We start from the raw sequence: 26,278 nt of genomic DNA on the forward strand, positions 1-26,278 counted from the left end.
AAATATGTTACACTTTTGAGGTTTCAAAAAATCAAAAAAAAAGGATAAACTAAAAATTAGTTTATCCTTTAATATTATAGAATGATTACTTTCATAATTATTCAGAAGCTTCAGTAGTCGTTTCTGATTCAGCAGCAGGAGCTTCTGGAGTAGCAGCTTCTGCTTTTTTAGCTTTACCACCACGACGGCTTTTTGCTTTTTTAACTTCTTTTTTACCTCCGTTGTAAAGTTCATTGAAGTCAACAAGTTCGATCATTGCCATATCAGCATTATCTCCCAAACGATTTCCAACTTTAATGATACGAGTGTATCCACCTGGACGGTCTCCAACTTTAGCAGCCACATCTCTGAACAAGTCAGTTACAGCATATTTGCTACGTAGGTATGCAAAAACAATACGACGATTGTGAGTCGTATCTTCTTTTGATTTTGTGATTAAAGGCTCAACGAATTGTTTAAGCGCTTTAGCTTTAGCAACAGTAGTGTTAATACGTTTGTGCTCAATAAGAGAACAAGCCATATTAGCCAACATAGCTTTTCTATGTCCAGTCTGTCTGCTTAAGTGGTTGAATTTTTTTCCGTGTCTCATGACGTGTTTTTTTTATCTTCATCTTGCTACAATCCACTATGGAGAGCAAAATATGAAGTAAATTATTCTTTATCTAATTTGTATTTAGCTAAATCCATTCCGAAAGTTAAATTCTTCACTGCAACAAGTTCATCAAGTTCAGTTAAAGATTTTTTACCAAAATTACGGAATTTCATTAGGTCATTTTTATTGAACGATACTAAATCACCAAGTGTATCAACTTCAGCCGCTTTCAAGCAATTTAATGCTCTCACAGATAAATCCATATCAACAAGCTTAGTTTTAAGCAATTGTCTCATATGCAATGACTCTTCATCATACGATTCTGTTTGTGCAATTTCGTCAGCCTCAAGTGTAATTCTTTCATCAGAAAACAACATGAAATGGTGAATTAAAACTTTAGCAGCTTCAGTAAGAGCATCTTTTGGATTAATAGATCCATCAGTTTTAATTTCAAAAACCAATTTTTCGTAATCTGTTTTTTGCTCTACACGGAAATTTTCGATTGCATATTTTACATTTTTTACCGGAGTAAAAATAGAATCTGTAAAAATCGTTCCAATTGCAGCATTTTGTTTTTTGTTCTCCTCAGCAGGAACGTATCCTCTACCTTTTTCGATTGTTAAATCGAAGTTCAATTTGATTTTAGAATCTAAATTACAGATAACAAGGTCTGGATTCAAAACTTGAAAACCTGAGATAAATTTTTGAAAATCACCTGCTGTTAATTGATCTTTACCAGAAACAGAAATAGTAACTGATTCATTATCGATATCTTCAATTTGACGTTTGAAACGTACTTGTTTCAGATTAAGGATAATTTCGGTAACATCTTCAACAACACCTGAAATAGTAGAAAACTCATGATCTACACCTTCGATACGAACAGATGTAATTGCATAACCTTCTAATGCTGAAAGCAAAACTCTTCTAAGTGCATTACCAACTGTCAATCCGTAACCAGGTTCTAAAGGTCTAAATTCGAATTTACCTTCAAAATCGGTTGAATCGATCATGATAACTTTATCGGGCTTTTGAAAATTAAATATTGCCATAAATTTCGACTAAGTCAATTATTATTTGTTGTACAACTCTACGATTAATTGTTCTTTAATGTTTTCTGGAATTTGAAGTCTCGCAGGTACAGAAACAAAAGTTCCTTCTTTAAGATCATTGTTCCAAGTAATCCATTCATAAACATGACTTGAATTTGATAAAGAACGTTCGATAGCTTCTAAAGATTTAGATTTTTCACGAACTGCAACTTTATCACCAGGCTTAAGGTGGTAAGAAGGAATATTAACAACCTCTCCATTTACAGTAATGTGTCTGTGAGAAACGATTTGACGCGCACCTCTTCTAGATGGAGCAATTCCCATTCTAAAAACAACATTATCTAATCTTGCTTCGCATAATTGTAATAAAACTTCACCAGTTACTCCTTTAGTCGCTGATGCTTTTTCGAATAAATTTCTGAATTGTTTTTCTAAAATTCCATAAGAATATTTAGCTTTTTGCTTTTCCATTAACTGAACAGCATACTCAGATTTTTTTCCTCTTTTTTTAGCCATCCCGTGTTGTCCAGGTGGGTAATTTCTTTTTTCGAAAGATTTATCATCTCCGAAGATTGCCTCGCCAAATTTACGAGCGATTTTGGTTTTAGGACCAGTATATCTTGCCATTTTAAAAAAAATTTTAAGGTAGAAATTATGAATTCAGGTCTAATCCTTCGATAATTTATGTTCTACCTTGTTTATACTATAAAAATAAAAAATTAAACTCTACGTCTTTTTGGAGGACGACATCCGTTGTGAGGCATTGGAGTAACATCGATAATCTCTGTAACTTCAATTCCACCGTTATGAATAGAACGGATAGCAGACTCACGTCCGTTACCTGGTCCTTTTACATAAACTTTCACTTTTTTAAGTCCTGCCTCAAGTGCTACTTTAGCGCAATCTTCTGCTGCCATTTGAGCTGCATAAGGAGTGTTCTTTTTAGAACCTCTGAAACCCATTTTACCAGCTGAAGACCAAGAGATAACTTCACCTTTCTTATTAGTCAAAGAAATAATAATGTTATTAAAAGTGGCAGAAATATGAGCCTCACCCGTTGATTCAACGATAACTTTACGTTTTTTTGCAGTTGCTTTAGCCATATTACTTATTATTTAGTTGCTTTTTTCTTGTTAGCAACAGTTTTTCTTTTACCTTTTCTTGTTCTTGAGTTGTTTTTAGTTCTTTGCCCTCTTAATGGAAGACCAGATCTATGACGAATACCTCTGTAACATCCAATATCCATTAAACGTTTAATGTTTAATGAAATTTCAGAACGTAATTCTCCTTCGATTTTGTAAAATGAAACAGCTTCACGAATTGCTCCGATCTCATCATCATTCCAATCTTGAACTTTTTTATCTTGGCTTACTTGAGCTTTTTCCAAAATCTCAATAGCTCTACTTTTCCCTAATCCGAAGATGTAGGTAAGTGCAATAACACCTCTTTTGTTTTTTGGGATATCTACCCCTGCTATTCTTGCCATAATTATCCTTGTCTTTGTTTAAATCTAGGATTCTTTTTGTTTATTACGTACAGTCTCCCTTTTCTACGCACGATAATGCACTCGGCACTTCTCTTTTTTACTGATGCTCTAACTTTCATAGTGAATATCCTTTAATATCGATAAGTAATTCTTGCTTTTGACAAATCATAAGGACTCATTTCTAGTTTCACTTTATCACCAGGTAATAATTTGATGTAATGCATACGCATTTTTCCAGAAATATGAGCAATTACGATATGTCCATTTTCTAACTCTACACGGAACATCGCATTTGATAATGCTTCAATAATTGATCCGTCTTGTTCTATTGCTGATTGTTTTGCCATAAATATATTAAGCTACCGCTTTTCTATTTTTACCAGTCTTCATTAAACCATCATAATGTTTGTTTAACAAGTATGAATTAATCTGTTGAATAGTATCTATTGCAACACCAACCATAATTATTAATGAGGTACCCCCAAAAAACATCGCCCAAGATTGTTGTACATCCATAATACTTACAACAATAGCTGGGAACACAGCAATCAAAGCAAGGAATAAAGATCCTGGGAAAGTTATTAAAGACATCACTTTATCAAGGAAATCAGAAGTTTCAGCTCCTGGACGAACGCCCGGGATAAAACCACCGCTTCTCTTTAAATCATCAGCCATTTTGTTAGTAGGTACAGTGATTGCAGTATAAAAGAATGTAAATACAATAATTAAAGTTGCAAAAACAAAATTATACCAAAAACCAAACATATTACTAAATGCACCAACAATAGATTGTGATGTATCTGATTTAGACAATCCAGCTACAGCTGCAGGAATAAACATAATTGCCTGAGCAAAAATAATTGGCATAACCCCAGAAGCATTAAGCTTAAGAGGAATCCATTGTCTATTACCTCCTGCCAAATCTTGTTCGTAATCCCCAGTAGTTGTACGACGAGCATACTGTACAGGAATCCTACGTACTGCCATTGTAAGCAATACACAAGAAATGATAACTAACAGCCACACAATAATTTCAATAACTAATAACATTGGACCTCCATTGTTATTGGTAACACGAGTTGTAAACTCTTGAATAAAAGCTTGCGGTAAACGAGCTAAAATACCAACCATAATTAACAATGAAATACCATTTCCAATACCTTTATCTGTAATTTTCTCTCCAAGCCACATAGCAAAAATTGTACCAGTAACTAAGATTATAACAGAAGAGAACAAAAATTCAGGAGAATTAAAGCCTAGCAAAAATGCATTACTAGGCAATGTTCTGTATAAATTATAGATATAAGTTGGACCTTGAACCAATGTGATAGCGATTGTCAACCAACGAGTGATTTGATTAATCTTTTTTCTACCACTTTCCCCATCATTTTGAAGTTTTTGTAAATATGGAATCGCAATCCCCATCAACTGAACAACAATAGACGCAGAAATATAAGGCATGATACCTAAAGCAAAAACTGAAGCCTTAGAGAAAGCACCCCCGGTGAACATGTCTAGAATAGATCCTAGACCATTTTTAGTTTGTCCCGCTAAACCAGTCAATTGCGTTGCGTCAATTCCAGGAAGCGTAACGTGTGCTCCAAAACGATATACTAAAAGTAATCCTAACGTAATTAAGATTCTATTCTTTAGTTCTTCGATTTTCCAAACATTACTTATTGATTCAATAAATTTCTTCATCTTAATAGATAAGTTATATAGTTACAGCTTCTCCACCAGCAGCTTCAATAGCCGCTTTTGCAGTTGCAGTAAATTTGTGGGCAGTTACTTTTAATTTTGCTTTCAACTCTCCTCTACCTAAAATCTTAACGATTTCATTTTTAGTAGCTAGACGATTTGCCACGAAATCTGCCATTGAGACAGAATCAGTAATTGAACCTTTATCTACCAATAATTGAAGAGTATCTAAATTAACACCTTCGTATTCTTTACGATTGATGTTTGTGAAACCAAACTTAGGCACACGTCTTTGAAGTGGCATCTGCCCTCCTTCAAAACCAATCTTTTTAGAATAACCAGAACGAGATTTAGCCCCTTTGTGTCCTCTTGCAGCGGTACCACCTTTTCCAGAACCTTCTCCTCTACCTAATCTTTTATTTTGATTGTGTGTAGATCCTTCAGCAGGTTGTAAGTTACTTAAATTCATAACAGTATTTGTTATTTAGCTTCTTCAACAGAAACTAAGTGTTTAACTTTGTTTATCATCCCAAGGATAGCAGGATTTGACTCGTGCTCCACAACTTGTCCAATTTTACGTAGACCTAAAGCTTCCAAACCTCTCTTTTGAGAAAGAGGACAGTTGATTTTGCTTCTTACTTGTTTTACTAATAATTTAGCCATAATTTCCTTGAATTAACCTTTAAAAACTTTTTCTAAAGAAACACCTCTTTGTTTTGCAACAGTATGAGCACTTCTCATTTGCAATAAAGCATCAAAAGTTGCTTTTACTACGTTGTGTGGATTTGATGATCCTTGAGATTTCGACAATACATCGTGAATTCCTACTGATTCAAGAACTGAACGAACAGCTCCACCAGCGATAACTCCAGTACCATGAGATGCTGGGATTAAAAATACGCGTGCACCACCAAATTTTCCTTTTTGTTCGTGAGGAACAGATTGACCATTTAAAGGAATTCTAACTAAATTTTTCTTAGCATCTTCTACTGCTTTCGCAATTGCTTCAGAAACATCTTTAGATTTTCCTAATCCATGACCTACCACTCCATTTTCATCACCTACAACTACAATAGCAGAAAAACCGAAAGCTCTACCACCTTTTGTAACTTTAGTAACACGATTAACACTTACCAGACGATCTTTAAGTTCAAGACCACTAGGTTTTACCAATTCTACATTTTTGTATTTAGACATAATATATTAGAATTTAAGTCCAGCGGCTCTTGCGCCTTCTGCTAATGATTTAATACGACCGTGATATAAATAACCACCTCTATCAAAAGTGATTGTATCAATCCCAGCTTTTAACGCTTTCTCTGCAACTAATTTTCCAACAGCAGCAGCGATTTCAACGTTAGTACCTTTTCCTATTTCTTTTTCTCTTGAAGATGCAGCTAATATAGTAACTCCATTTACATCATCAATAATTTGAGCGTAAATTTCTTTATTACTTCTAAAAACAGAAAGTCTAGGTCTTGCAGCAGAACCACTAACCGATTTTCTAATTCTGAATTTAATTCTCTGTCTTCTATCAGATTTTGTTAATGACATAATCTTATTTTTTAAGCTGATTTACCTGCTTTTCTTCTTAATACTTCACCCACAAATTTAACACCTTTTCCTTTGTATGGCTCTGGCTTACGGAAACCTCTGATTTTCGCAGCAACTTGACCTAAAAGTTGTTTATCAAATGATGTTAATTTTACGATAGGGTTCTTACCTTTTTCAGATATTGTTTCTAAAGATACTTCTGGAGCAATTTCCAAAACAATATTGTGAGAATATCCAAGAGCTAAATCTAATTTTTGACCTTGGTTTGAAGCTCTATAACCAACTCCAACTAATTCTAGTTCTTTTGTAAAACCTTCAGAAACACCGATAATCATATTATTGATCAAAGATCTATATAATCCGTGTTTTGCTCTGTGGTCTTTATGATCAGACGATCTTTCTACTAAAACTTGATCGCCTTCAACAGTTACATTTACGTCCGAAAACTCCTGAACTAATTGACCTTTTTTTCCTTTTACTGTAATAATACCGTCTTTAACTTCTACAGTTACACCAGCAGTGATTACAATTGGGCTTTTACCTATTCTTGACATCTTATTTAGTCTTTAAAATTAGTATACGTAACAAATTACTTCACCACCTACATTTAATTGTTTCGCTTGTTTTCCAGTCATAAGACCTTTTGAAGTTGAAACAATTGCAATTCCTAATCCATTAAGGATTCTTGGTAATTTGGCAGCACCTGCATATTTACGTAAACCAGGTTTACTAATTCTTTGGATATCTTTAATTACTGGCTCCTTAGTATCTTTATCATACTTTAAAGCAATTTTGATAGAACCTTGAACTGTGTTCTGCTCAAATTTGTAACTTAAGATATAACCTTGATCAAATAAGATCTTAGTTATTTCTTTTTTAAGATTAGATGCTGGAATCTCAACAACTTTGTGGTTTGCAGCCACAGCATTACGAACTCTAGTCAAATAATCTGCAATAGGATCTGTATACATATGTATTTGATTGCGATTATGGTTTTCAGGAAGCACTCTGCCTCCTGAACCTTTAATCAATTTATAAACTTTTTTTAAATTACCAGCTTGCTTTTTTTACACCTGGAATTAATCCATTGTTAGCCATTTCACGGAAAGTTACACGTGAAATACCGAATTGACGGATATAACCTCTTGGTCTACCTGTTAATTTACAACGATTGTGCAAACGAACTGGTGAAGCATTTTTAGGTAATTTTTGCAGGCCTTCATAATCTCCAGCTTCTAATAAAGCTTTTCTTTTTTCAGCGTACTTAGCTACCGTTTTCTCTCTTTTAACCTCGCGGGCTTTCATTGATTCTTTAGCCATGTCTTAATTCTTTTTAAAAGGTAATCCTAATTCAGCCAATAATGACTTTGCTTCCTTATCTGTTTTTGCAGTAGTAACAAAAGTAATATCCATTCCTGAGATTTTGTTTACTTTATCAATATCAATTTCTGGGAAAATGATTTGCTCCAAAACTCCAAGATTGTAGTTACCTCTTCCATCGAAACCAGTAGCTTTAATACCACCGAAATCTCTAACACGTGGTAAAGCAGAAGTAATAAGTCTATCTAAAAACTCATACATTCTTTCACCACGTAAAGTAACTTTTGCTCCAATAGGCATCCCTTTTCTCAATTTGAATGACGCAACGTCTTTCTTTGAGATTGTAGATACTGCTTTTTGTCCAGTGATCTTTGTTAACTCATCAACAGCATAGTCAATAAGTTTTTTATCAGATACAGCTGCACCAACTCCACGGCTCAAAACGATTTTTTCAAGTTTTGGAACTTGCATAACGTTTGTATATCCGAACTCTTCTTTAAGAGCAGAGATTACTCTACTCTTATATTCTTCTTTTAGTCTAGGTGTATATGCCATTACTATAGTACTTGATTAGATTTTTTTGAAAATCTTACTTTCTTATCTCCTTCTACTCTAATACCCACTCTAGTTGTTTCCTTAGTTTTAGGATCAATTAGTGAAATGTTAGAAATTTGAATAGAAGCTTCTTTTTTAACGATACCACCTTGAGGGTTTTTAGCACTTGGTTTTGTATGTTTCGAAACCATGTTTACACCTTCAACTATCGCTTTATTTTTCTCACGGTAAACACGTAGAACTTTACCTTCAGCACCTTTATGGTCTCCAGCAATAACTCTTACGATATCTCCTGATTTAATTTTTAGCTTTATCATCTTAAAACGAAATTAAAGCACTTCTGGTGCTAATGATACAATTTTCATGAATTGTTTTTCACGAAGTTCTCTTGCTACCGGACCAAAAACACGAGTTCCTCTCATTTCCCCTGCAGCGTTCAAAAGAACACATGCATTGTCATCGAAACGGATATAAGAACCATCAGCTCTTCTCACTTCTTTTTTGGTACGTACAACAACTGCAGTTGAAACAGCTCCTTTTTTAACGTTACCGTTAGGAGTTGCATCTTTAATAGATACTACAATCTTGTCACCAACAGAGGCATACCTTCTTTTGGTACCTCCTAAAACACGGATAGTTAAAACTTCTTTTGCTCCCGTGTTATCTGCTACTTTTAGTCTTGATTCTTGTTGTACCATAATTATTTAGCTCTTTCTAAGATTTCAACTAATCTCCAACATTTTGTTTTACTTAAAGGACGCGTTTCGCTAATTCTTACAGTATCTCCAATGTTACAGTCGTTTGTTTCGTCGTGTGCAACATATTTCTTAGTTTTCAACACGAACTTACCGTATAATGGGTGTTTTACTTTTCTTACTTCAGCAATAACAATAGATTTATCCATTTTATTTGAAGTAACAACACCTATTCTTTCTTTTCTTAAATTTCTTTTTTCTTCCATCTTTCAGCAGAATACAATTATTGTAACTCTCTTTTAGTTAACTCTGTAGCCAATCTTGCAACTGTTCTTCTAACGCTTCTAATTTGAAGTGGGTTAGCAATTGGAGAAATAGCGTGAGCCATTTTTAGGTCAGCATATACTTTCTTAGTTTGACTAAGTTTTTCTTGCAACTCCGCTGCAGAAAGATCTTTTATTTCTGATTGTTTCATAATAAATATAAATTATGCTTCGAAATCTCTAGCAACGACGAACTTAGTTTTTACTGGAAGTTTCTGAGCTGCAAGACGTAAAGCCTCTTTTGCAACTGATAACGGAACTCCTCCAACTTCAAACATAATTCTTCCTGGTTTAACAACAGCAGCCCAATACTCAACTGCTCCTTTACCTTTACCCATACGTACTTCAAGAGGTTTCTTAGTAATAGGTTTGTCTGGAAATATTTTAATCCATAATTGTCCTTCTCTCTTCATGTAACGAGTTGCAGCGATACGTGCAGCTTCAATTTGACGAGAAGTTAAGAACATACCATCTTCATGTACAGATTTAATACCAAACATTCCATTTGAAAGTTCATGCCCTCTTTGAGAGTTACCTTTCATTTTACCTTTTTGTACCTTACGGTATTTTGTTCTTTTAGGCTGTAACATTTTTCTTTAGTTTAAAAATTTACTTTCTTTTACGAGCGTCTGGTTTTCCGCCTTTGTTAAAGTTAGATTTGCCTCTAGGAGCATCTCCACCTTTTCCACCACCTGTACCAGATTGTTTTTTGTCCATTCCAGCAAGCGGAGAAAGTTCTCTCTTACCGTAAACTTCACCTTTCATGATCCATACTTTGATACCCATTCTACCATAAGTAGTGTGAGCTTCAGCCAAAGCATAATCAATATCAGCTCTGAAAGTTGATAGAGGAATTCTACCTTCTTTGAAACCTTCTGAACGCGCCATCTCAGCACCATTCAAACGTCCAGAAATCAAAACTTTGATACCTTCAGCGTTCATACGCATAGAAGCAGCAATAGCCATTTTGATTGCACGTCTGTAAGAAATACGGCTTTCGATTTGACGAGCGATGCTTGTCGCCACAAGATAAGCATCTAATTCAGGTCTTTTAATTTCAAAAATGTTAATTTGAACCTCTTTGTCAGTAACTTTCTTAAGTTCTTCTTTTAACTTGTCTACCTCTTGCCCGCCTTTTCCGATAATGATACCAGGTCTAGCAGTAGTGATAGTAACGGTTACAAGTTTCAAAGTTCTCTCGATGATTACTTTTGATACACTAGCTTTTGATAAACGAGCATGGATATACTTTCTGATTTTGTGATCTTCGGCAAGTTTATCACCGTAATCATTTCCACCATACCAGTTTGAGTCCCATCCTCTGATGATACCAAGTCTATTTCCAATTGGATTTGTCTTTTGTCCCATGCTGCTTAAGAATTGCTTTGTGTGTTATTGATAGCTCCAAGCACGATTGTAACGTGATTAGAACGTTTTCTTATTCTGTGTGCACGACCTTGTGGAGCTGGACGAAGTCTTTTTAACATCATTCCACCATCTACTCTGATCTCTTTAACAAATAATCCAGCCTCTTCTAAATTACCTTCACTATTTTTTTGCTCCCAGTTATTGATTGCAGATAATAATAGTTTTTCTAATTTTCTTGAAGCTTCTTTAGAACTGAATCTTAAAATGTTAAGTGCTCTTTCTACCTTCTGACCTCTTACCAAGTCCGCTACTAAGCGCATTTTTCTAGGTGAAGTAGGGCAGTTATTCAATTTTGCGAAAGCAATAGACTTATTAGCCTCTTTTCTCGCATCTGCTGTTTCTCTTTTACGAACTCCCATTGCTTCTTATTTTTTACCTTTATTTTTTGCTCCAGCATGACCTCTAAAAGATCTAGTTGGTGAAAACTCTCCTAATTTGTGACCTACCATGTTTTCTGTTACGTAAACTGGTACAAATTGACGACCGTTATGAACTGCGATAGTTTGTCCAACAAAGTCAGGAGTAATCATAGAAGCTCTAGACCAAGTCTTTACCACTCCTTTGTTTCCGTTTTCAATGTTTTCTTGAACTTTCTTGTCTAATTTATAATGAACGAAAGGTCCTTTTTTTAATGAACGTGCCATATCTTATTATTTCTTTCTACGTTCTACGATATACTTGTTACTCGGATTTTTCTTAGAACGAGTTCTGTAACCTTTAGCTGGCAATCCGTTTCTTGAACGTGGGTGCCCTCCAGAAGAACGTCCTTCACCACCTCCCATAGGGTGATCAACTGGGTTCATCGCTACTGGTCTAGTTCTAGGTCTTCTTCCTAACCATCTTGTTCTACCTGCTTTTCCAGATACAACTAATTGGTGGTCAGAATTAGAAACAGCTCCAATTGTAGCCGAACAAGTTAACAAGATCAATCTTGTTTCTCCAGATGGCATTTTAATTGTTGCATATTTCCCGTCTCTTGCCATTAACTGAGCAAAAGTTCCAGCTGAACGAGCAATAACAGCTCCTTGTCCTGGACGTAACTCAATACAAGATATAACAGTTCCAAGAGGAATTCTGCTTAAAGGTAATGTATTACCAATTTCAGGTTGAGATTCTGGACCAGAAACTAATTTCTGACCAACTTTCAATCCGTTTTGAGCAATTACATAAGTTTTCTCTCCATCAGCATAAGCTAATAAAGCGATAAATGCAGTACGATTTGGATCGTATTCGATTGATTTCACTGTAGCTGGAATTCCATCTTTAGTTCTTTTGAAATCAATAATACGATATCTCTGCTTGTGACCACCACCCGTATAACGCATGGTCATCTTTCCTTGACTATTTCTACCTCCAGAGTTTTTTATCGGCGCTATCAAAGAGCGTTCCGGCTTATCAGTTGTAATGGCGTCATAACCATTCACAACTCTAAATCGCTGACCTGGGGTAATAGGTTTTAATTTTCTTACTGACATTTTTCTATCTTAGATATTGTTGTAAAAATCAATTGTTTCTCCTTCTTGTACTTGAACAATTGCTTTTTTAATTGCATTTGTCTTTCCACTGATTAAACCACTTTTAGTGTATTTAGTAGATCTATCCGGTCTCACATTCATTGTGTTAACAGAAACGATAGTTACTCCATAAGCAGCCTCAACAGCTTTCTTAATTTGAACTTTGTTTGCTTTTTTGTCAACAACGAATCCGAAGCGGTTTAGAACTTCACTTTCTTTGGTTACTTTTTCCGTTACTATAGGTCTAATTATGATACTCATATTCCTATTATTTACTTAAATTTTCTTCAATTAACTCTAAAGAACCTTCCAAAAGCACTAAATTATTAGCGTTTAATATTGCGTAAGTGCTTAATTCTGAGCTAGTTACGACACTTGAAGCCTTTAAATTGCGTGACGACAAATATACATTTTTATTTGACTCACCCAACACAAATAGAGATTTTTTATTTTCTAACCCTAAAGCTTTCAAAACGTTAATGAAATTTTTAGTGTTTGGCGCTTCAAAATTAAAGTCTTCAAGAACAACAATGTTTGATTCTTTTGCTTTGATTGAGAAAGCTGATTTTCTAGCCAATCTTTTTAAGCCTTTATTCAACTTAAATGAATAACTTCTTGGTCTTGGTCCGAAAACTGTTCCACCACCTTTAAACAAAGGATTCTTAACACTTCCTGCACGAGCAGTACCAGTTCCTTTTTGTTTTTTAATTTTACGTGTACTTCCAGTTACTTCAGCTCTTTCCTTAGCCTTGTGAGTACCTTGTCTTTGATTAGCAAGATATTGCTTAACATCAAGATATACAGCGTGATTGTTTGGTTCAATTGCGAATACTGAATCAGAAAGTTGAACTTTTCTACCAGTATCTTTTCCGTTGAAATCTAATACTTTTACTTCCATTACTTCTGAATGATTACATAAGAGTTTTTATGTCCAGGAACACATCCTTTAATAACAAGTAAGTTCTTTTCAGCAACCACTTTTAAAACTCTAAGGTTTTGAACTTTTACATTTTCTCCTCCCATTCTTCCAGCCATACGCATTCCTTTGAATACTCTAGATGGATAAGAAGAAGCTCCTACAGAACCTGGCGCTCTTAAACGGTTGTGTTGACCGTGAGTAGCTTGTCCAACACCACCAAAACCGTGACGTTTAACAACACCTTGGAAACCTTTACCTTTAGACACACCTTGTACATCTACAAATTCTCCTTCTTCAAAAATAGAAACATCAATAAGATCTCCTAATTTTTGTTCAGTTGCGAAATCTTGGAATTCAACGACTTTTTTCTTAGCAACAGTTCCAGCTTTTTTAAAGTGACCTAAAGCCGCTTTAGTAGAATGTTTCTCGTTTTTGTCATCGAAACCTAGTTGCAACGCTTCGTACCCGTCAACACCTTTGGTTCTGACTTGGGTAACAACACATGGACCAGCTTCGATTACTGTACAAGGAATGTTTTTCCCGTTTTCGTCAAAAATACTAGTCATGCCGATTTTCTTACCAATTAACCCAGACATAAATATTAATTATTAATTACTAAAATTCCCTTCAATTTGAAAATAACAGAAATTTCCAAACAGGGAGTGCAAAAGTAGACAATAAAATTGAATATACCAAACGGTTATAAAAATTAAATCGCTCATAATCAAAATCCAAGCATCAAATGAATCATATAGGAGATTTTTTCTTGCCCAAAATTCCAAGCCTTTATTTTAATAATAATCAAAACAGCACTTAACAATTAATTAATAAAAGAAAAACACAAAACAACGCCAGCACCCTAAAACAAAGAGAATTACGCAAAGCAATAAATCGAAAAGCCAACAAAAAAGAAAGCATCCAAATTTCAAAACCTAAAAAGTAAAACAAAAAAAGCGAGACAGAAATGCCTCGCTTTTTATATATAAAATATAATAAAAAATTATACTTTTATCTCTACTTCAACCCCACTTGGCAATTCAAGTTTCATTAAAGCATCAATAGTTTTAGATGAAGATGAATAAATATCAATCAATCTCTTGTATGACATTACTTCAAATTGCTCTCTCGCTTTTTTGTTAACGTGCGGAGAACGTAATACAGTGAAAAGTTTTTTGTGAGTTGGCAACGGAATTGGACCTGTTACAACTGCTCCAGTAGTTTTTACTGTTTTTACAATCTTTTCAGCAGATTTATCTACCAACATGTGATCGTAAGATTTTAGTTTTATTCTGATTTTTTGACTCATTTTCTTAAAATTAAGCGTTACCTTTTGCTTTTTTGATTACCTCTTCTGAAATATTAGAAGGTGTTTCTGCATAGTGAGAAAACTCCATTGTTGAAGTAGCTCTACCAGAAGATAATGTTCTTAATGTAGTCACATATCCAAACATTTCTGACAAAGGAACATCAGCTTTAATAGTTTTAGCACCATTTCTATCACCCATATCATTAACTTGACCTCTACGACGGTTCAAGTCACCAACGATATCACCCATATTTTCTTCTGGAGTAATAACTTCAATTTTCATGATTGGCTCAAGAATAACAGCTCCAGCAGCACGTCCTGACTCTTTATAACCCATTCTTGCAGCTAATTCAAAAGAAAGAGCATCAGAATCCACAGGGTGGAAAGATCCATCTAACAAAGTTACTTTCAAACTATCAACAGCATATCCAGCTAATGGACCTGTTTTCATAGCCTCACGGAAACCTTTCTCAACAGCAGGAATATACTCCTTAGGAACGTTACCACCTTTTACTTCATTAACAAACTGTAATCCTACAGGAACTTTACCATCAACTTCATCAGCAGGCTCGATTCTAAATACGATATCACCGAATTTACCACGACCTCCAGATTGTTTCTTGTAAGTTTCTCTATGTTGAGCAGATCTTGTAAACGCTTCTTTATATTCAACTTGAGGCTCACCTTGGTTCACTTCAACTTTAAACTCACGTTTCATACGATCAACTAAGATATCTAAGTGAAGCTCACCCATACCAGAAATAATAGTTTGACCTGAAGCTTCATCTGTTCTAACTGTAAATGTCGGATCCTCTTCAGCTAATTTCGCCAAAGCCATACCCATTTTATCAACGTCAGCTTTAGTTTTAGGCTCAATAGCGATACCAATTACTGGCTCTGGGAATTTCATAGATTCCAAAATAATTGGATTCTTTTCATCACACAAAGTATCTCCAGTTTTTATATCTTTAAATCCTACAGCCGCACCAATATCTCCAGCCTCAATATATTCGATTGGATTTTGCTTATTAGCGTGCATTTGGTAAATACGAGAGATTCTCTCTTTATTACCTGAACGAGTATTTAAAACATAAGAACCAGCATCTAAACGACCAGAGTAAGCACGGAAGAAAGCTAAACGACCTACGAATGGGTCAGTAGCAATTTTAAACGCTAAAGCAGCAAACGGCTCTTTTACATCTGGCTTACGCAAGATTTTAGTTTGATCTTCTTCTAATAATTCAGCATCATCAGGGTGAATACCTTCGATACCTTCTTTATCTAATGGAGATGGTAAATACTTACAAACAGCATCTAACATAAATTGAACTCCTTTATTTTTAAAAGAAGAACCTGCAAGCATTGGAATGATCGCCATATCAATTGTAGCAGCTCTTAATGCATTGTTGATTTCTTCCTCTGTAATAGAGTTTTCATCTTCCATGTATTTATCCAAAAGATTCTCATCATAAGTAGCAATCTCTTCGATAAGGATCGAACGGTAGTGTTTTACATCGTCAACCATATCAGCAGGGATGTCAACGATATCAAAAGTAGCTCCTTGAGTCTCATCATGCCATACGATAGCTTGATTTTTCACTAAGTCAACAATACCTTTAAAATCTGCTTCATCACCAATAGGCAAAGTAATTGCAACCGCGTTCGATTTCAACATATCTTTAACCTGTCCGCATACAGCTAAAAAGTTAGCACCTTGACGGTCCATTTTATTTACGAATCCCATACGAGGAACTCTATATTGATCAGCAAGTCTCCAGTTAGTTTCTGATTGAGGCTCAACACCATCAACAGCACTAAATAAGAAAACTAATCCATCAAGTACACGTAGAGAACGGTTTACCTCTACAGTAAAGTCAACGTGTCCAGGAGTATCAATAATATTAAAGTGATAAGGCAATGATTCTGGAAGAGCCTTACCTTGCTCAGTTGGAAAATTCCAAGTACAAGTTGTAGCTGCAGAAGTAATTGTAATACCTCTTTCTTGCTCTTGCGCCATCCAGTCCATTGTTGCAGCACCATCGTGCACCTCACCAATTTTATGCGACTTTCCAGTGTAAAAAAGAATACGCTCAGTAGTTGTTGTTTTACCAGCATCAATGTGAGCAGCAATCCCGATATTTCTTGTATATTTTAAATCTCTAGCCATTTCTTACGAATTAAAATCTAAAGTGAGAGAATGCTTTATTAGCTTCTGCCATTTTGTGAGTATCCATTCTTTTCTTAACTGCAGCACCTTCTTCTTTAGCAGCAGCTAAACATTCTGAAGCTAAACGTTGTGCCATAGATTTTTCATTTCTTCTTCTTGAATAAAGTATTAACCACTTCATTGCCATAGAAATTTTTCTGTCTGGACGAATTTGCATTGGGATTTGGAATGTAGCTCCACCAACTCTACGGCTACGTACTTCTACGTGAGGCATAACGTTTGTTAAAGCATCTTTCCAGATCTCTAATGAAGTCTTCTCATCATTTTGCTTTTTAGATTCAATGATATCAATAGCATCATAAAATACTTTAAAAGCTGTAGATTTCTTACCATCCCACATTAAGTTATTCACAAAACGCGTTACTAATTGGTCGTTAAACCTTGGATCTGGTAAAAGTGGTCTTTTCTTTGCCGCTCTTTTTCTCATGTCTTTTTCTTAAAAGTTTTTAAATTACTTTTTTGCTTCTTTTGGGCGTTTAGCACCGTACTTAGATCTTCTTTGCGTTCTTCCCGCAACACCTGACGTATCAAGCGCTCCACGAACGATATGATATCTAACACCTGGTAAATCTTTTACCCTTCCGCCTCTAACTAATACTATCGAGTGCTCTTGTAGATTGTGTCCTTCTCCAGGAATGTAAGCATTCACCTCATTACCATTTGTCAAACGTACACGCGCAACTTTACGCATTGCAGAGTTTGGTTTTTTTGGTGTAGTAGTGTAAACACGCGTACAAACCCCTCTTCTTTGAGGACAAGAATCTAAAGCAACCGATTTACTCTTCTTAGTTATCTGAGTTCTTCCTGTTCTTACTAATTGTTGAATTGTTGGCATAATTAATACTAAAAATTATTATGTTTATTAAATTCCCGCTTTTTACGGGGTTGCAAATGTATAAAATATTTTTCACTATACAAACGTTAAATCATTAATTTTCAACAACATTATTTATATCTATGATTTCACAAAGAAACATTAGATATTTGCTTTACATTTAATCAACAAAACAATTGCATTTGAAACAATTAACACACATACTTCTTTTTCTTTTTACTTCAAGTTGTTTCGCACAATCTTTTTATTTGAATATAAATGGAATTGATAAGAAACAAAATCAAACAATTGACTCCATTCCATACGCAAAAAAACACTCTAATTTAAAATCTCTTTATAACGAAATCGAATTGGTTTCAAAAGAACTAACAAAACAGGGATATACCGATTCTAAAAAACTAGAAACCAACAAAATAAATGACAGCACTTTTACCTCTACAATCGATCTAAAAAACAAGATAAAAGAAGTACATATATATATAGGTATAAACTCTTTTTTTTCCGAGTCAAAAAAAACAGCAAAAGACAGCATATTTATCCCTTATTCAGAACTAGAAAATTTTTTAAATCAAGAAATTTCAAACAATGAAAAAGCAGGTTTTGCTTTTACAAAGATAAAACTGGAAAACATTAAGAAAAAGAATTCCATAATTTATGCTGACCTAAATTTCGATTCTGAAAAAAAAAGAACCTTAAATTCAATTATCCTAAATTACACAAATCTCAATTCTAAAGATTATTTCCCAAAAGGAGCATTAAAACAATTAGACAAGAAATATATCAACAGAACTTTCAACCAAGAAATAATAAAAAAAATCCATGCCGATATCAACAGCTTTGAATTTATTTCTCAAACAAAATATCCTGAAGTACTTTTCACAAAAGACTCAACTAAAGTCTACGCATACATTGAAAAACGAAAAGCAAATACTTTCGATGGATACATCGGCTTTTCAAATGACGAAAACAAAAAATTAGTTCTAAATGGATATTTAGACATATCATTAATTAACACACTTCGGGCTGGGGAAAAATTTTCACTTTATTGGAAGAGTGACGGTAATCAACAAAAAACCTTTAACACCAAACTCGAAATCCCATATTTATTTAAATCTCCAATAGGCATAAAAGCTCAACTGAACATATTCAAACAAGACAGCACTTTTCAAAATACCAAAACAGATATCAATCTTGGATATTATTTGAATTACAATTCAAAATTATACATTGGATATCAATCTACAGAATCTAGTGATATTCAAAACACCAACAACTCAACAATAAGCGATTTTAACAACTCGTTTACCACAGTTACATTTGACTTTCAAAAGGCAGACTTTCGAAATCCTATATTCATAAATAAAGCATTTATCAACACCGCACTTGGGTTTGGAAAACGAACAACCAACAACAATTCTCAAACAGCAGGCATAAGCAACCAGCTCTTTGCAAACATAAACTTTAAGTACAATTTTGAACTCAATCCTAAAAATTTCATTAACATAAATTCACAAAATTATATCTTAAAGAGTCAAAACTACATTTCAAATGAATTATTTCGATTTGGAGGAATGAATTCTATTCGCGGTTTTTTAGAAAATAGCCTTCAAGCTAACTACACTTCAATGATTCTTACAGAATATAGATATTTATTATCACAAAGCTTCTACATAAACTCAATCATCGATTATGCCTTATACCAAGACTTAACGAGCAATTCAAATAAAAATCAATTAAAAAAATTAATAGGAATTGGCATTGGTACTACTATACAAACAACAAGCGGTATATTAAAAATAAACCTTACAAATGGAGGAGAAAAAACTTCGGATTTGCAATTATATAACACTATCATAAACATATGTTATAATGTTAAATTTTGATGTTTAACGAAAAAAATATTTTTTTTATTAGGAAAGTTAACAAATTATTAAGAGTTTTGCGATACTAATTCAAAATATTTAAAAATGAAACTAAAGTTCAATGGATTCTTAGTACTTTTACTAGTACTAGTTGCGCAATTATCATTTGCGCAAGAAAGAGCTGTTTCTGGGACAGTTTCTGACAATGCAGGAATGCCTTTACCGGGTGTTAGTGTATTAGTTAAAGGAACTAAAACGGGAACACAAACTGACTTTGATGGTAAATTTTCGATCAAAGTATCACCAAGCCAAATTTTGGTATTTAGCTACATTGGGATGAAAACTCAAGAAGTAGCAGCAAGTTCTTCTACTGTAAATGTAAAACTAGCAGATGCAGGAGCTCAAGAACTTGAAGGCGTAGTTGTAACAGCTTTCGGTATCAAAAGAGAGAAAAAATCTCTTGGTTACGCAACTACAACTTTAAAATCAGATGCGCTTACACAAGTAGTTAACGCCAACCCTTTTGAAACACTTTCTGGAAAAATTGCTGGTGTTGATATCACTGCTCCATCTCAACCAGGAGCTGCTACAAAAGTTGTTATCCGTGGATTAAACACAATTACAGGTAATTCAGGACCGCTTTATGTTGTAGATGGATCACCAATTAACAACACTTCAACAGGTACTGGTAATAGTGGAGTTGCAACTTCCACTAGATCATATGATGCTGGAAATGGTATTAGCGACCTTGACCCGAACAATATTGAAAGTATGACTGTCCTTAAAGGTGCTGCTGCTTCCGCTTTATACGGATCTAGAGCAGGTGGTGGTGTTATCATCATTACAACTAAAAAAGGTAAAGCAAACTCAGGAATTAAAGTTGATATGTTAGCTTCTACAGAGTTAAGTGAAGTTGCCAGAGTTCCTCACAACCAAACTCAATTTGGTCAAGGATGGAACGGAGTAGGTTACTCAGGATCGAATTCTTATAGTAATGAAAATGGTTCTTGGGGACCTGCATTCAATGGAGAAGTTAGACCATGGGGATCTGTTTACAATAACAGTCAACAAATCAAACCATACGTAGCTTTAAAAGATAACGTTAGAGATTTCTACAACACAGGTATTATGTCTACGCAATCTGTAAACTTAAGTGGTGGTGGAGAAACATCTGATTTCTCATTAGTATTTTCTAATGTAAACAGTGACGGTGTTGTACCAACAGATGCTGATTTATACAAGAAACAATCTATTGGTTTCAATGGAGGATTAAAAGGAAAAAGATTCACTTTAAGAACTTCATTAAACTATATCTACAAAAACCAGAGTGTTGTTAACACTGGTCAAGGTGACGATGCAGGACAAGGTTCTACATTACAACAAGATTTATTACAAATCCCTACAGATATAAGTATTGTTGATTTGAAAGATTACAAAAACAATCCATTCAACTCTCCTTCTTATTATTTTACCCCATACGCTACAAATCCATATTTCTCTATTAACGAGAATAGTACAAAAATTTATGGTGGTAACGTTTTTGGAAATGCTAACTTAAGCTACAAAATTACTGATAAATTAACTGCTACATGGCAGATTGGAGGTAACGTTAGAAGCGAAAGATTCAAAAGTTACGGAGCTATTGTTGACTATTTACCAGGAAGCCCTCAAGCTATTGCTGGAAGTTTAACAGTGGGTGGAGTTACTGAGGGAAGATCTGAATTCTCAGAATTTGATACATTCTTTAACCTTAACTACAACACAAATTTAGGTGAAGATTGGACATTAAACCTTTTAGGTGGTGTTAACTTCAACAAAAGAGAGTCTGATCAATTATTCAATACTATTACTAACTTAGGTATCCCTGGATATTATGAACTTTCTAACTCTGCAATTCGACCAACAATTACTCAATCTAACAGTGTAAGAAAAACTGGTGCTGTGTATGCTTCTGCAGAATTTGCTTTCAAAAACAGATATTTTGCAACTATTACAGGTAGAGAAGATATTACATCTACATTACCAATCGGAAATAATGCTTATTTCTACCCATCTTTATCTTTAGGTGCAATTGTTATCGATAATGGTAATACTTTCTTAAAATTAAGAGCTGCTGCTTCTAAAATCGCAAATGACACTAGCCCTTATGCAACTGAAAATTCATATATTTCTGGATCTGCCGCAGCTAACTTTGGTATCATCGCATCTCCAGTTGGAGGCGTAAGTTTCTATGAGGCTTCTGGAAGACTTGGAAATCCTGATTTAAAACCAGAAACTACAGTTGAATACGAAGTAGGTGCTGAAGGATCATTCTTTAAAAACAGAATTAGCTATGATGTGGCTTTATATCACAAAACAACTTCAGATCTTATTGTTAACTTGCCATTAGATCCATCGACTGGTTATACACAAAAAACAATTAATGCTGCCACAATTCAAAATAAAGGTATTGAGCTTTCTCTTACAGCAAGTCCAATTAAAAACCAAAACTTTACTTGGAATTTAACTTACACATTCACTAAAAACTGGAATGAAGTAACTGAACTTAATGGTGGACTTCCATATATTGATATAGCTTCAGCTTATAATGTATTTTACAGAGCAACGGTAGGACAACCAATTGGATCATACTACTCACTAGTTGAGAAAACTAATGCTGCTGGCCAACCAATTGTAAGCGCAACAAACGGCGTTAACATCCAAACTACTGATGCACAAAACATTGGAAACAGTCAACGTGATTTCGTTATGGGATTACAAAACACTTTCAAATACAAAAACTTTAATTTAGGTGTATCTCTAGACTGGAAACAAGGTGGAGAAATGTATTCTTACACAAAAAGATTGGCGCATTTCGTAGGAAATGGTATCGAAACTACTTACAATGACAGAAACCCTTTCATTGTACCAAACTCAGTAAATGAAGTTGTAAATGCAACAACAGGAGAAGTTACTTATGTAGAAAATACTACACCAGTTTCTTTTGCTAATATTGCCAACTATTACAATACACAAACTAACATTGGATACGAGAGAAATCACGTAATTGACAAAACATTTGTACGTCTAAGAGAGGTAAATTTAAACTACGACTTCCCTTCTGCACTTAGCAAAAACATGGGATTAAACAAAATCACAGTAGGAATCTACGCAAGAAACTTGTTTATGTGGACTCCAGGAGACAACCCATATGTTGATCCTGAGGTAGGAACTTACGGAACTGGTGTACTTTCAGATTTAGGAGAATTTGGAGCTAACCCATCTCAAAGATCAGTAGGTGGAGTTTTAAAATTATCATTCTAAAAAAAATATAGTAAAATGAAAAAGATAGCAACAATAATAACAGCTCTTTTCTTATTAGTGTCATGTGATGAAACATTTGACATTAATAGAGATCCGGATGCATTACCACCGGGACAAGCAAATAGCACCATTTTTCCTGCTGGAATCGCAGGTCTTGCAGGTGCACAAGGATCATATTACGCTTTAATTGGTGGATTTTGGTCTCAATTTTGGACACAAAACAATACTTCAAATCAATATAAAGATATTGACCAATATAGCATCGGGACTAATGATTATCAAGCTGCATACGCAGCTATGTATGACGCTTTAAATGATATTAGAACTGTAAAAGCTCAAGCTCTTGCTCAAGGTAATACTAAGTATTTTTTAATGGCTACTGTATTAGAAGTTGAAGCTTCTCAAGTTTTAACAGATCTATACGGTGATATCCCATATGCTGAAGCAAATAACGCAAACATTTTGCAACCTAAATTCAACACTGGAAAAGAAACTTATGATTTAATGATTGCTGATTTAAAATTAGCTTTATCAAAAGATTTAAATTCTTCTGTTGGTGATAATCCAGGTAAAGATGATTTCCTTTTTGAAGGAGATATGGAACAATGGACTAAATTCGGTAATACTTTGTTATTAAAATTATACACAAGATTAACAGAGGTAGATCCAGCTTTAGCTCAATCAGGAATCACAACTTTAATTAATTCTGGCGCTGCCTTTTTGGATGTTGATGCCGCAATGACTCAATTCGAAGATGCTGCTGACAGAAGTAACCCATTATATGAAACAGACAGAAGACAGTTAAATACTACTGGAAATCTAAGAGCTAGTAAAACACTATATTCTTACCTTCAAGTAAATGCAGATCCTCGTCTAAATAAATATTATGGAGTAGGAAACCCTAATAATCAAGGTGATTTCTTAAATAGTGCTACAAACCTATCTTTAGTAACGCTTTATGCTACAACTCCTTTATATTTTATTAGTGCTGAAGAAAGTTATTTTTTACAAGCTGAGGCTCTTACTAGATATTACGGAGGTGCAGGTGCGAAAGAAAAATATGACTTAGGTGTTGCTGCAAATTTTGCTAAATACAATACTGAAACTAAAGTTGGTACAGTTACTGTTCCAGCAGTTGGAAGTGCTGATACTTTCCTGGCTACTGGTGGAAAATATGCATTCCCAACAGCAGGAACTACTGCACAAAAAATCGAAGCAATTATTACTCAAAAATGGATTGCTAGTTTCCCAGGAAACGGTTACGAATCATTTATAGAGCAAAACAGAACAGGATACCCTAGAGTATCTGCAGTAGCTCAAACTAGTGAATCTTATGTACCAGGACAATTGGCAATTTCAGTAAATAGTCAAACTGGAAAATTATTCCCAAAAAGAATTGTTTTACCTAACAGTGTAAAAACAAGAAATCCAAATGCTCCTGCTGCTAAATTAATCACAGATCCAATTTGGTGGGATGTTAACTAATTAAAATTAAAGAAATGAAAAATATATTCATAAAACTGATGACAGTAGTAATTAGTGGTTTACTTCTTACTTCTTGTGATAGTGATTCAAGTGCGGGAGTATCTAGAGTTACCAACTACCCTGTATTTGAAGTCAATGGCGAAAGCACAGTATTTGTTGCACTAGGGTCAACATATAATGATCCTGGAGTTGTAGCAACAGAAAATGGAGCGGTAATTCCAACTGTAATAGATTTTGCTGGAAAATACAGAGGAGCTAAAACTCTTGACACTAGTAAAATTGATGAATACACTCAAACTTACAGTGCTACAAACGTAGATGGTTTTAAAGGTTCAACGAACAGAAAAGTAATTGTATACAAAACAGGTGATCTTGTTAATAGTATTGAAGGTGTATATATCGCTACAACCAGAAGAAATGGAACCTTAATGTCTGCATCTCAAGGAAGTTCAGTGAATGTTAAATACATTTATATCTGGAAAAATGCAGACGGTACTTACCAAGTATCTGATGCTTTTGGAGGATGGTACGATATTTCAAGAAATATTGGGGTAACTTCTGCTGCTGTAGGTGGAACAATTAGTGGTAATATTGCTACTAATACTTTTACTTTCCCTGGAATTCCAGTAAATGCATATTTTGGTGGATCTGCAAAAATCAGCGGTTTAACTGTTGATCCTGCAACTAAAACACTTGTGCTAACAACTGACTGGGCTGCTGATGCTGCTACTAATTATAAGTTTGTTTCAACATTAACTCAAGTACAACTTTAAAATTATTAAAATGAAAAAATTAAAATTAAATATAACACGTGTACTTGTAGCAATGCTTGTACTTACGTCATTTGTAGCTTGCGACGAAGTTGGCGATACTGATCCAGGAGGAACTTCAGTTGAGTCAATGGCTGGAGACTGGTACATTACTCTAACTGATTCTGATGGTGATGTAGTAGTTGAACATGCTTTACATTCAACTTACAATACTGCAGCAAACGATAACACAATGTGGATCGATGATGCAAAACACGGATATTACATTAAATGTAAAGTAACTGTTGATGTTAAAGCTGGAACTTTCTCTGCAACATCTGCTGAAAACGTATTAGACCCAGGAAGCCAAGTTACTATTACTGAAGGAAAAATAGAAAAAGGAGCTGCGACTTCTAAAGGTGGTCATAAAGTAGATAAAATCTCTTTTAGAGCTCATTACAGCTATGATGATCCTGGATACGATATCCTTTACGATGGACACAAAAGAACTGGTTTCTACGAAGACGAATACTAGGAATTAAATCCAAAGTACTTTAATATTTAACCATCCCATTAATTTGGGATGGTTTTTTTATATAAACATTATACCTATATTTGCGTAATGGAAAAAGAACATCAAATATTTGGCATTAGAGCCATCATAGAAGCAATTCAAGCAGGAAAAGAAGTAGACAAAGTCTTCATTCAGAAAGAGATTTCTGGTGAGTTGATGAAAGATTTAATGAAGGTAATGAAACGTGCTAACATTAACTTCTCTTACGTACCTGTAGAAAAACTAAATCGTCTTACTCCAAATAATCATCAAGGTGCAGTTGCCACCATATCTCCTATCGGTTTTATCGATTTGGAACATCTTGTGGAATCAACTATTGAATCTGGGAAAAAACCATTATTTTTAATATTAGATCAAATTTCTGATGCTCGAAATTTTGGAGCTATAATTAGAACAGCTGAATGTACAGGTGTAAACGGTATCATTGTACAAAAAGCAGGTTCTGCACCTGTAAATGGTGATACTGTTAAAACTTCGGCTGGTGCTGTTTTTAATGTGCCGATTTGTAAAGTAGAACATATAAAAGACGCAATATTCTATTTGCAGGGATCTGGAATTAAAACAGTAGCTGCAACTGAAAAAACCGATCAAAATATTTACGACATAGCACTAGATTCTCCATTAGCAATAATCATGGGGTCTGAAGATCGAGGAATAAATCCTTCTGTTTTAAAAATAGTAGATGAGAAAGCAAAACTGCCAATGTTTGGTTCAATAGGATCTTTAAATGTTTCTGTTGCTTGTGGCGCATTTTTATACGAAGCTGTTCGTCAAAGAAGCTAAATCAAAATTGAGAATAAG

At 34.5% G+C, this 26,278-nt stretch carries 38 protein-coding genes; 6 read left to right on the forward strand and 32 right to left on the reverse strand.

The window, feature by feature from the left end; all coding sequences use genetic code 11:
- Positions 1–97: 97 nt before the first annotated feature.
- From rplQ to rpsL, 32 genes are all read right to left on the reverse strand, one after another.
- On the reverse strand, positions 98–589 hold the full coding sequence (gene rplQ / locus QE431_RS19240; protein WP_057114917.1) for a 50S ribosomal protein L17: 492 nt from the start codon (positions 587–589) through the stop codon (positions 98–100).
- A 62-nt stretch (positions 590–651) separates the two neighbouring features.
- Positions 652–1,644: a DNA-directed RNA polymerase subunit alpha gene (locus QE431_RS19245; protein ID WP_008464329.1), complete on the reverse strand. Its 993-nt coding sequence runs from the start codon at positions 1,642–1,644 to the stop codon at positions 652–654.
- Between the two features lie 21 nt (positions 1,645–1,665).
- The gene (gene rpsD / locus QE431_RS19250; protein WP_008464326.1) at positions 1,666–2,271 is read right to left on the reverse strand and encodes a 30S ribosomal protein S4; all 606 of its coding nucleotides are present in this window, start codon (positions 2,269–2,271) and stop codon (positions 1,666–1,668) included.
- Positions 2,272–2,363: 92 nt separating this feature from the next.
- Complete coding sequence (gene rpsK / locus QE431_RS19255) at positions 2,364–2,747, reverse strand: 30S ribosomal protein S11 (protein WP_026727866.1); 384 nt, start codon at positions 2,745–2,747, stop codon at positions 2,364–2,366.
- 8 nt (positions 2,748–2,755) lie between these two features.
- A complete protein-coding gene (gene rpsM / locus QE431_RS19260; protein WP_008464322.1) occupies positions 2,756–3,130 on the reverse strand; it encodes a 30S ribosomal protein S13 in 375 nt (124 codons plus the stop codon).
- A gap of 2 nt (positions 3,131–3,132) precedes the next feature.
- The gene (ykgO, locus tag QE431_RS19265; RefSeq protein WP_002987490.1) at positions 3,133–3,249 is read right to left on the reverse strand and encodes a type B 50S ribosomal protein L36; all 117 of its coding nucleotides are present in this window, start codon (positions 3,247–3,249) and stop codon (positions 3,133–3,135) included.
- Positions 3,250–3,261: 12 nt separating this feature from the next.
- The gene (infA, locus tag QE431_RS19270) at positions 3,262–3,477 is read right to left on the reverse strand and encodes a translation initiation factor IF-1 (RefSeq protein ID WP_007136545.1); all 216 of its coding nucleotides are present in this window, start codon (positions 3,475–3,477) and stop codon (positions 3,262–3,264) included.
- Positions 3,478–3,484: 7 nt separating this feature from the next.
- On the reverse strand, positions 3,485–4,831 hold the full coding sequence (gene secY, locus QE431_RS19275) for a preprotein translocase subunit SecY (RefSeq protein WP_007803669.1): 1,347 nt from the start codon (positions 4,829–4,831) through the stop codon (positions 3,485–3,487).
- A gap of 13 nt (positions 4,832–4,844) precedes the next feature.
- Entirely contained in the window at positions 4,845–5,297 is a 453-nt protein-coding gene (gene rplO, locus QE431_RS19280; RefSeq protein ID WP_307299498.1) for a 50S ribosomal protein L15, read from the reverse strand.
- Between the two features lie 11 nt (positions 5,298–5,308).
- Positions 5,309–5,491, reverse strand: a complete 183-nt coding sequence (gene rpmD / locus QE431_RS19285) for a 50S ribosomal protein L30 (RefSeq protein WP_008464315.1) — start codon at positions 5,489–5,491, stop codon at positions 5,309–5,311.
- Positions 5,492–5,503: 12 nt separating this feature from the next.
- Positions 5,504–6,028: a 30S ribosomal protein S5 gene (gene rpsE / locus QE431_RS19290; protein ID WP_085949269.1), complete on the reverse strand. Its 525-nt coding sequence runs from the start codon at positions 6,026–6,028 to the stop codon at positions 5,504–5,506.
- 3 nt (positions 6,029–6,031) lie between these two features.
- Entirely contained in the window at positions 6,032–6,382 is a 351-nt protein-coding gene (rplR, locus tag QE431_RS19295; protein WP_057114919.1) for a 50S ribosomal protein L18, read from the reverse strand.
- Between the two features lie 11 nt (positions 6,383–6,393).
- The gene (rplF, locus tag QE431_RS19300; protein ID WP_057114920.1) at positions 6,394–6,936 is read right to left on the reverse strand and encodes a 50S ribosomal protein L6; all 543 of its coding nucleotides are present in this window, start codon (positions 6,934–6,936) and stop codon (positions 6,394–6,396) included.
- An 18-nt stretch (positions 6,937–6,954) separates the two neighbouring features.
- Positions 6,955–7,353: a 30S ribosomal protein S8 gene (gene rpsH, locus QE431_RS19305; RefSeq protein ID WP_008464306.1), complete on the reverse strand. Its 399-nt coding sequence runs from the start codon at positions 7,351–7,353 to the stop codon at positions 6,955–6,957.
- 79 nt (positions 7,354–7,432) lie between these two features.
- Positions 7,433–7,702 carry a 30S ribosomal protein S14 gene (rpsN, locus tag QE431_RS19310; protein WP_031456037.1) on the reverse strand — a complete coding sequence of 90 codons (270 nt, stop codon included), beginning with the start codon at positions 7,700–7,702 and terminating at the stop codon, positions 7,433–7,435.
- 3 nt (positions 7,703–7,705) lie between these two features.
- Positions 7,706–8,257 carry a 50S ribosomal protein L5 gene (gene rplE, locus QE431_RS19315; protein ID WP_012022484.1) on the reverse strand — a complete coding sequence of 184 codons (552 nt, stop codon included), beginning with the start codon at positions 8,255–8,257 and terminating at the stop codon, positions 7,706–7,708.
- Between the two features lie 2 nt (positions 8,258–8,259).
- On the reverse strand, positions 8,260–8,574 hold the full coding sequence (rplX, locus tag QE431_RS19320) for a 50S ribosomal protein L24 (protein WP_007803650.1): 315 nt from the start codon (positions 8,572–8,574) through the stop codon (positions 8,260–8,262).
- A 12-nt stretch (positions 8,575–8,586) separates the two neighbouring features.
- Complete coding sequence (rplN, locus tag QE431_RS19325) at positions 8,587–8,955, reverse strand: 50S ribosomal protein L14 (RefSeq protein WP_007803649.1); 369 nt, start codon at positions 8,953–8,955, stop codon at positions 8,587–8,589.
- 2 nt (positions 8,956–8,957) lie between these two features.
- Positions 8,958–9,218 (reverse strand): 30S ribosomal protein S17, encoded by a 261-nt coding sequence (gene rpsQ / locus QE431_RS19330; RefSeq protein WP_007803646.1) that lies wholly within the window; start codon positions 9,216–9,218, stop codon positions 8,958–8,960.
- A 17-nt stretch (positions 9,219–9,235) separates the two neighbouring features.
- Positions 9,236–9,427, reverse strand: coding sequence for a 50S ribosomal protein L29 (gene rpmC / locus QE431_RS19335; RefSeq protein ID WP_008464297.1), 192 nt, complete (start codon positions 9,425–9,427; stop codon positions 9,236–9,238).
- Between the two features lie 12 nt (positions 9,428–9,439).
- Positions 9,440–9,865 (reverse strand): 50S ribosomal protein L16, encoded by a 426-nt coding sequence (gene rplP / locus QE431_RS19340; protein WP_017495016.1) that lies wholly within the window; start codon positions 9,863–9,865, stop codon positions 9,440–9,442.
- A 19-nt stretch (positions 9,866–9,884) separates the two neighbouring features.
- On the reverse strand, positions 9,885–10,643 hold the full coding sequence (gene rpsC, locus QE431_RS19345) for a 30S ribosomal protein S3 (protein WP_008464292.1): 759 nt from the start codon (positions 10,641–10,643) through the stop codon (positions 9,885–9,887).
- Positions 10,644–10,648: 5 nt separating this feature from the next.
- Entirely contained in the window at positions 10,649–11,062 is a 414-nt protein-coding gene (rplV, locus tag QE431_RS19350) for a 50S ribosomal protein L22 (RefSeq protein ID WP_007803631.1), read from the reverse strand.
- Positions 11,063–11,068: 6 nt separating this feature from the next.
- Positions 11,069–11,347: a 30S ribosomal protein S19 gene (gene rpsS / locus QE431_RS19355; protein WP_007803626.1), complete on the reverse strand. Its 279-nt coding sequence runs from the start codon at positions 11,345–11,347 to the stop codon at positions 11,069–11,071.
- A gap of 6 nt (positions 11,348–11,353) precedes the next feature.
- Positions 11,354–12,178, reverse strand: a complete 825-nt coding sequence (gene rplB / locus QE431_RS19360; RefSeq protein ID WP_035650459.1) for a 50S ribosomal protein L2 — start codon at positions 12,176–12,178, stop codon at positions 11,354–11,356.
- A gap of 9 nt (positions 12,179–12,187) precedes the next feature.
- On the reverse strand, positions 12,188–12,478 hold the full coding sequence (gene rplW, locus QE431_RS19365; RefSeq protein WP_012022489.1) for a 50S ribosomal protein L23: 291 nt from the start codon (positions 12,476–12,478) through the stop codon (positions 12,188–12,190).
- 7 nt (positions 12,479–12,485) lie between these two features.
- Positions 12,486–13,115: a 50S ribosomal protein L4 gene (rplD, locus tag QE431_RS19370; RefSeq protein ID WP_057114921.1), complete on the reverse strand. Its 630-nt coding sequence runs from the start codon at positions 13,113–13,115 to the stop codon at positions 12,486–12,488.
- Positions 13,115–13,732: a 50S ribosomal protein L3 gene (rplC, locus tag QE431_RS19375; protein ID WP_057114922.1), complete on the reverse strand. Its 618-nt coding sequence runs from the start codon at positions 13,730–13,732 to the stop codon at positions 13,115–13,117. Before rplC ends, rplD begins: the two co-directional genes overlap by 1 nt.
- 404 nt (positions 13,733–14,136) lie before the next feature.
- A complete protein-coding gene (gene rpsJ, locus QE431_RS19380; RefSeq protein WP_007803605.1) occupies positions 14,137–14,442 on the reverse strand; it encodes a 30S ribosomal protein S10 in 306 nt (101 codons plus the stop codon).
- A 10-nt stretch (positions 14,443–14,452) separates the two neighbouring features.
- Entirely contained in the window at positions 14,453–16,609 is a 2,157-nt protein-coding gene (fusA, locus tag QE431_RS19385; RefSeq protein WP_057114923.1) for an elongation factor G, read from the reverse strand.
- A gap of 10 nt (positions 16,610–16,619) precedes the next feature.
- Positions 16,620–17,096, reverse strand: a complete 477-nt coding sequence (gene rpsG / locus QE431_RS19390) for a 30S ribosomal protein S7 (RefSeq protein WP_017495022.1) — start codon at positions 17,094–17,096, stop codon at positions 16,620–16,622.
- A 24-nt stretch (positions 17,097–17,120) separates the two neighbouring features.
- Positions 17,121–17,504, reverse strand: coding sequence for a 30S ribosomal protein S12 (rpsL, locus tag QE431_RS19395; RefSeq protein ID WP_007136570.1), 384 nt, complete (start codon positions 17,502–17,504; stop codon positions 17,121–17,123).
- A gap of 182 nt (positions 17,505–17,686) precedes the next feature.
- Between rpsL and QE431_RS19400 the strand changes: the two genes are divergently transcribed.
- The 6 genes from QE431_RS19400 to rlmB all read left to right on the forward strand — a co-directional run bounded on the left by QE431_RS19400 (position 17,687) and on the right by rlmB (position 26,260).
- Entirely contained in the window at positions 17,687–19,387 is a 1,701-nt protein-coding gene (locus QE431_RS19400) for a hypothetical protein (RefSeq protein ID WP_307299520.1), read from the forward strand.
- Between the two features lie 84 nt (positions 19,388–19,471).
- Positions 19,472–22,669, forward strand: coding sequence for a SusC/RagA family TonB-linked outer membrane protein (locus QE431_RS19405; RefSeq protein ID WP_307299522.1), 3,198 nt, complete (start codon positions 19,472–19,474; stop codon positions 22,667–22,669).
- A gap of 15 nt (positions 22,670–22,684) precedes the next feature.
- Positions 22,685–24,154, forward strand: a complete 1,470-nt coding sequence (locus QE431_RS19410) for a SusD/RagB family nutrient-binding outer membrane lipoprotein (protein WP_307299523.1) — start codon at positions 22,685–22,687, stop codon at positions 24,152–24,154.
- Between the two features lie 14 nt (positions 24,155–24,168).
- Positions 24,169–24,927 carry an immunoglobulin-like domain-containing protein gene (locus QE431_RS19415; RefSeq protein ID WP_307299524.1) on the forward strand — a complete coding sequence of 253 codons (759 nt, stop codon included), beginning with the start codon at positions 24,169–24,171 and terminating at the stop codon, positions 24,925–24,927.
- Positions 24,928–24,937: 10 nt separating this feature from the next.
- Positions 24,938–25,438: a lipid-binding protein gene (locus tag QE431_RS19420; protein WP_307299526.1), complete on the forward strand. Its 501-nt coding sequence runs from the start codon at positions 24,938–24,940 to the stop codon at positions 25,436–25,438.
- A gap of 87 nt (positions 25,439–25,525) precedes the next feature.
- Positions 25,526–26,260: a 23S rRNA (guanosine(2251)-2'-O)-methyltransferase RlmB gene (gene rlmB / locus QE431_RS19425; protein WP_057114932.1), complete on the forward strand. Its 735-nt coding sequence runs from the start codon at positions 25,526–25,528 to the stop codon at positions 26,258–26,260.
- Positions 26,261–26,278 lie beyond the last annotated feature (18 nt).

This window comes from Flavobacterium sp. SORGH_AS_0622 (assembly GCF_030818825.1).
GTDB lineage: Bacteria > Bacteroidota > Bacteroidia > Flavobacteriales > Flavobacteriaceae > Flavobacterium.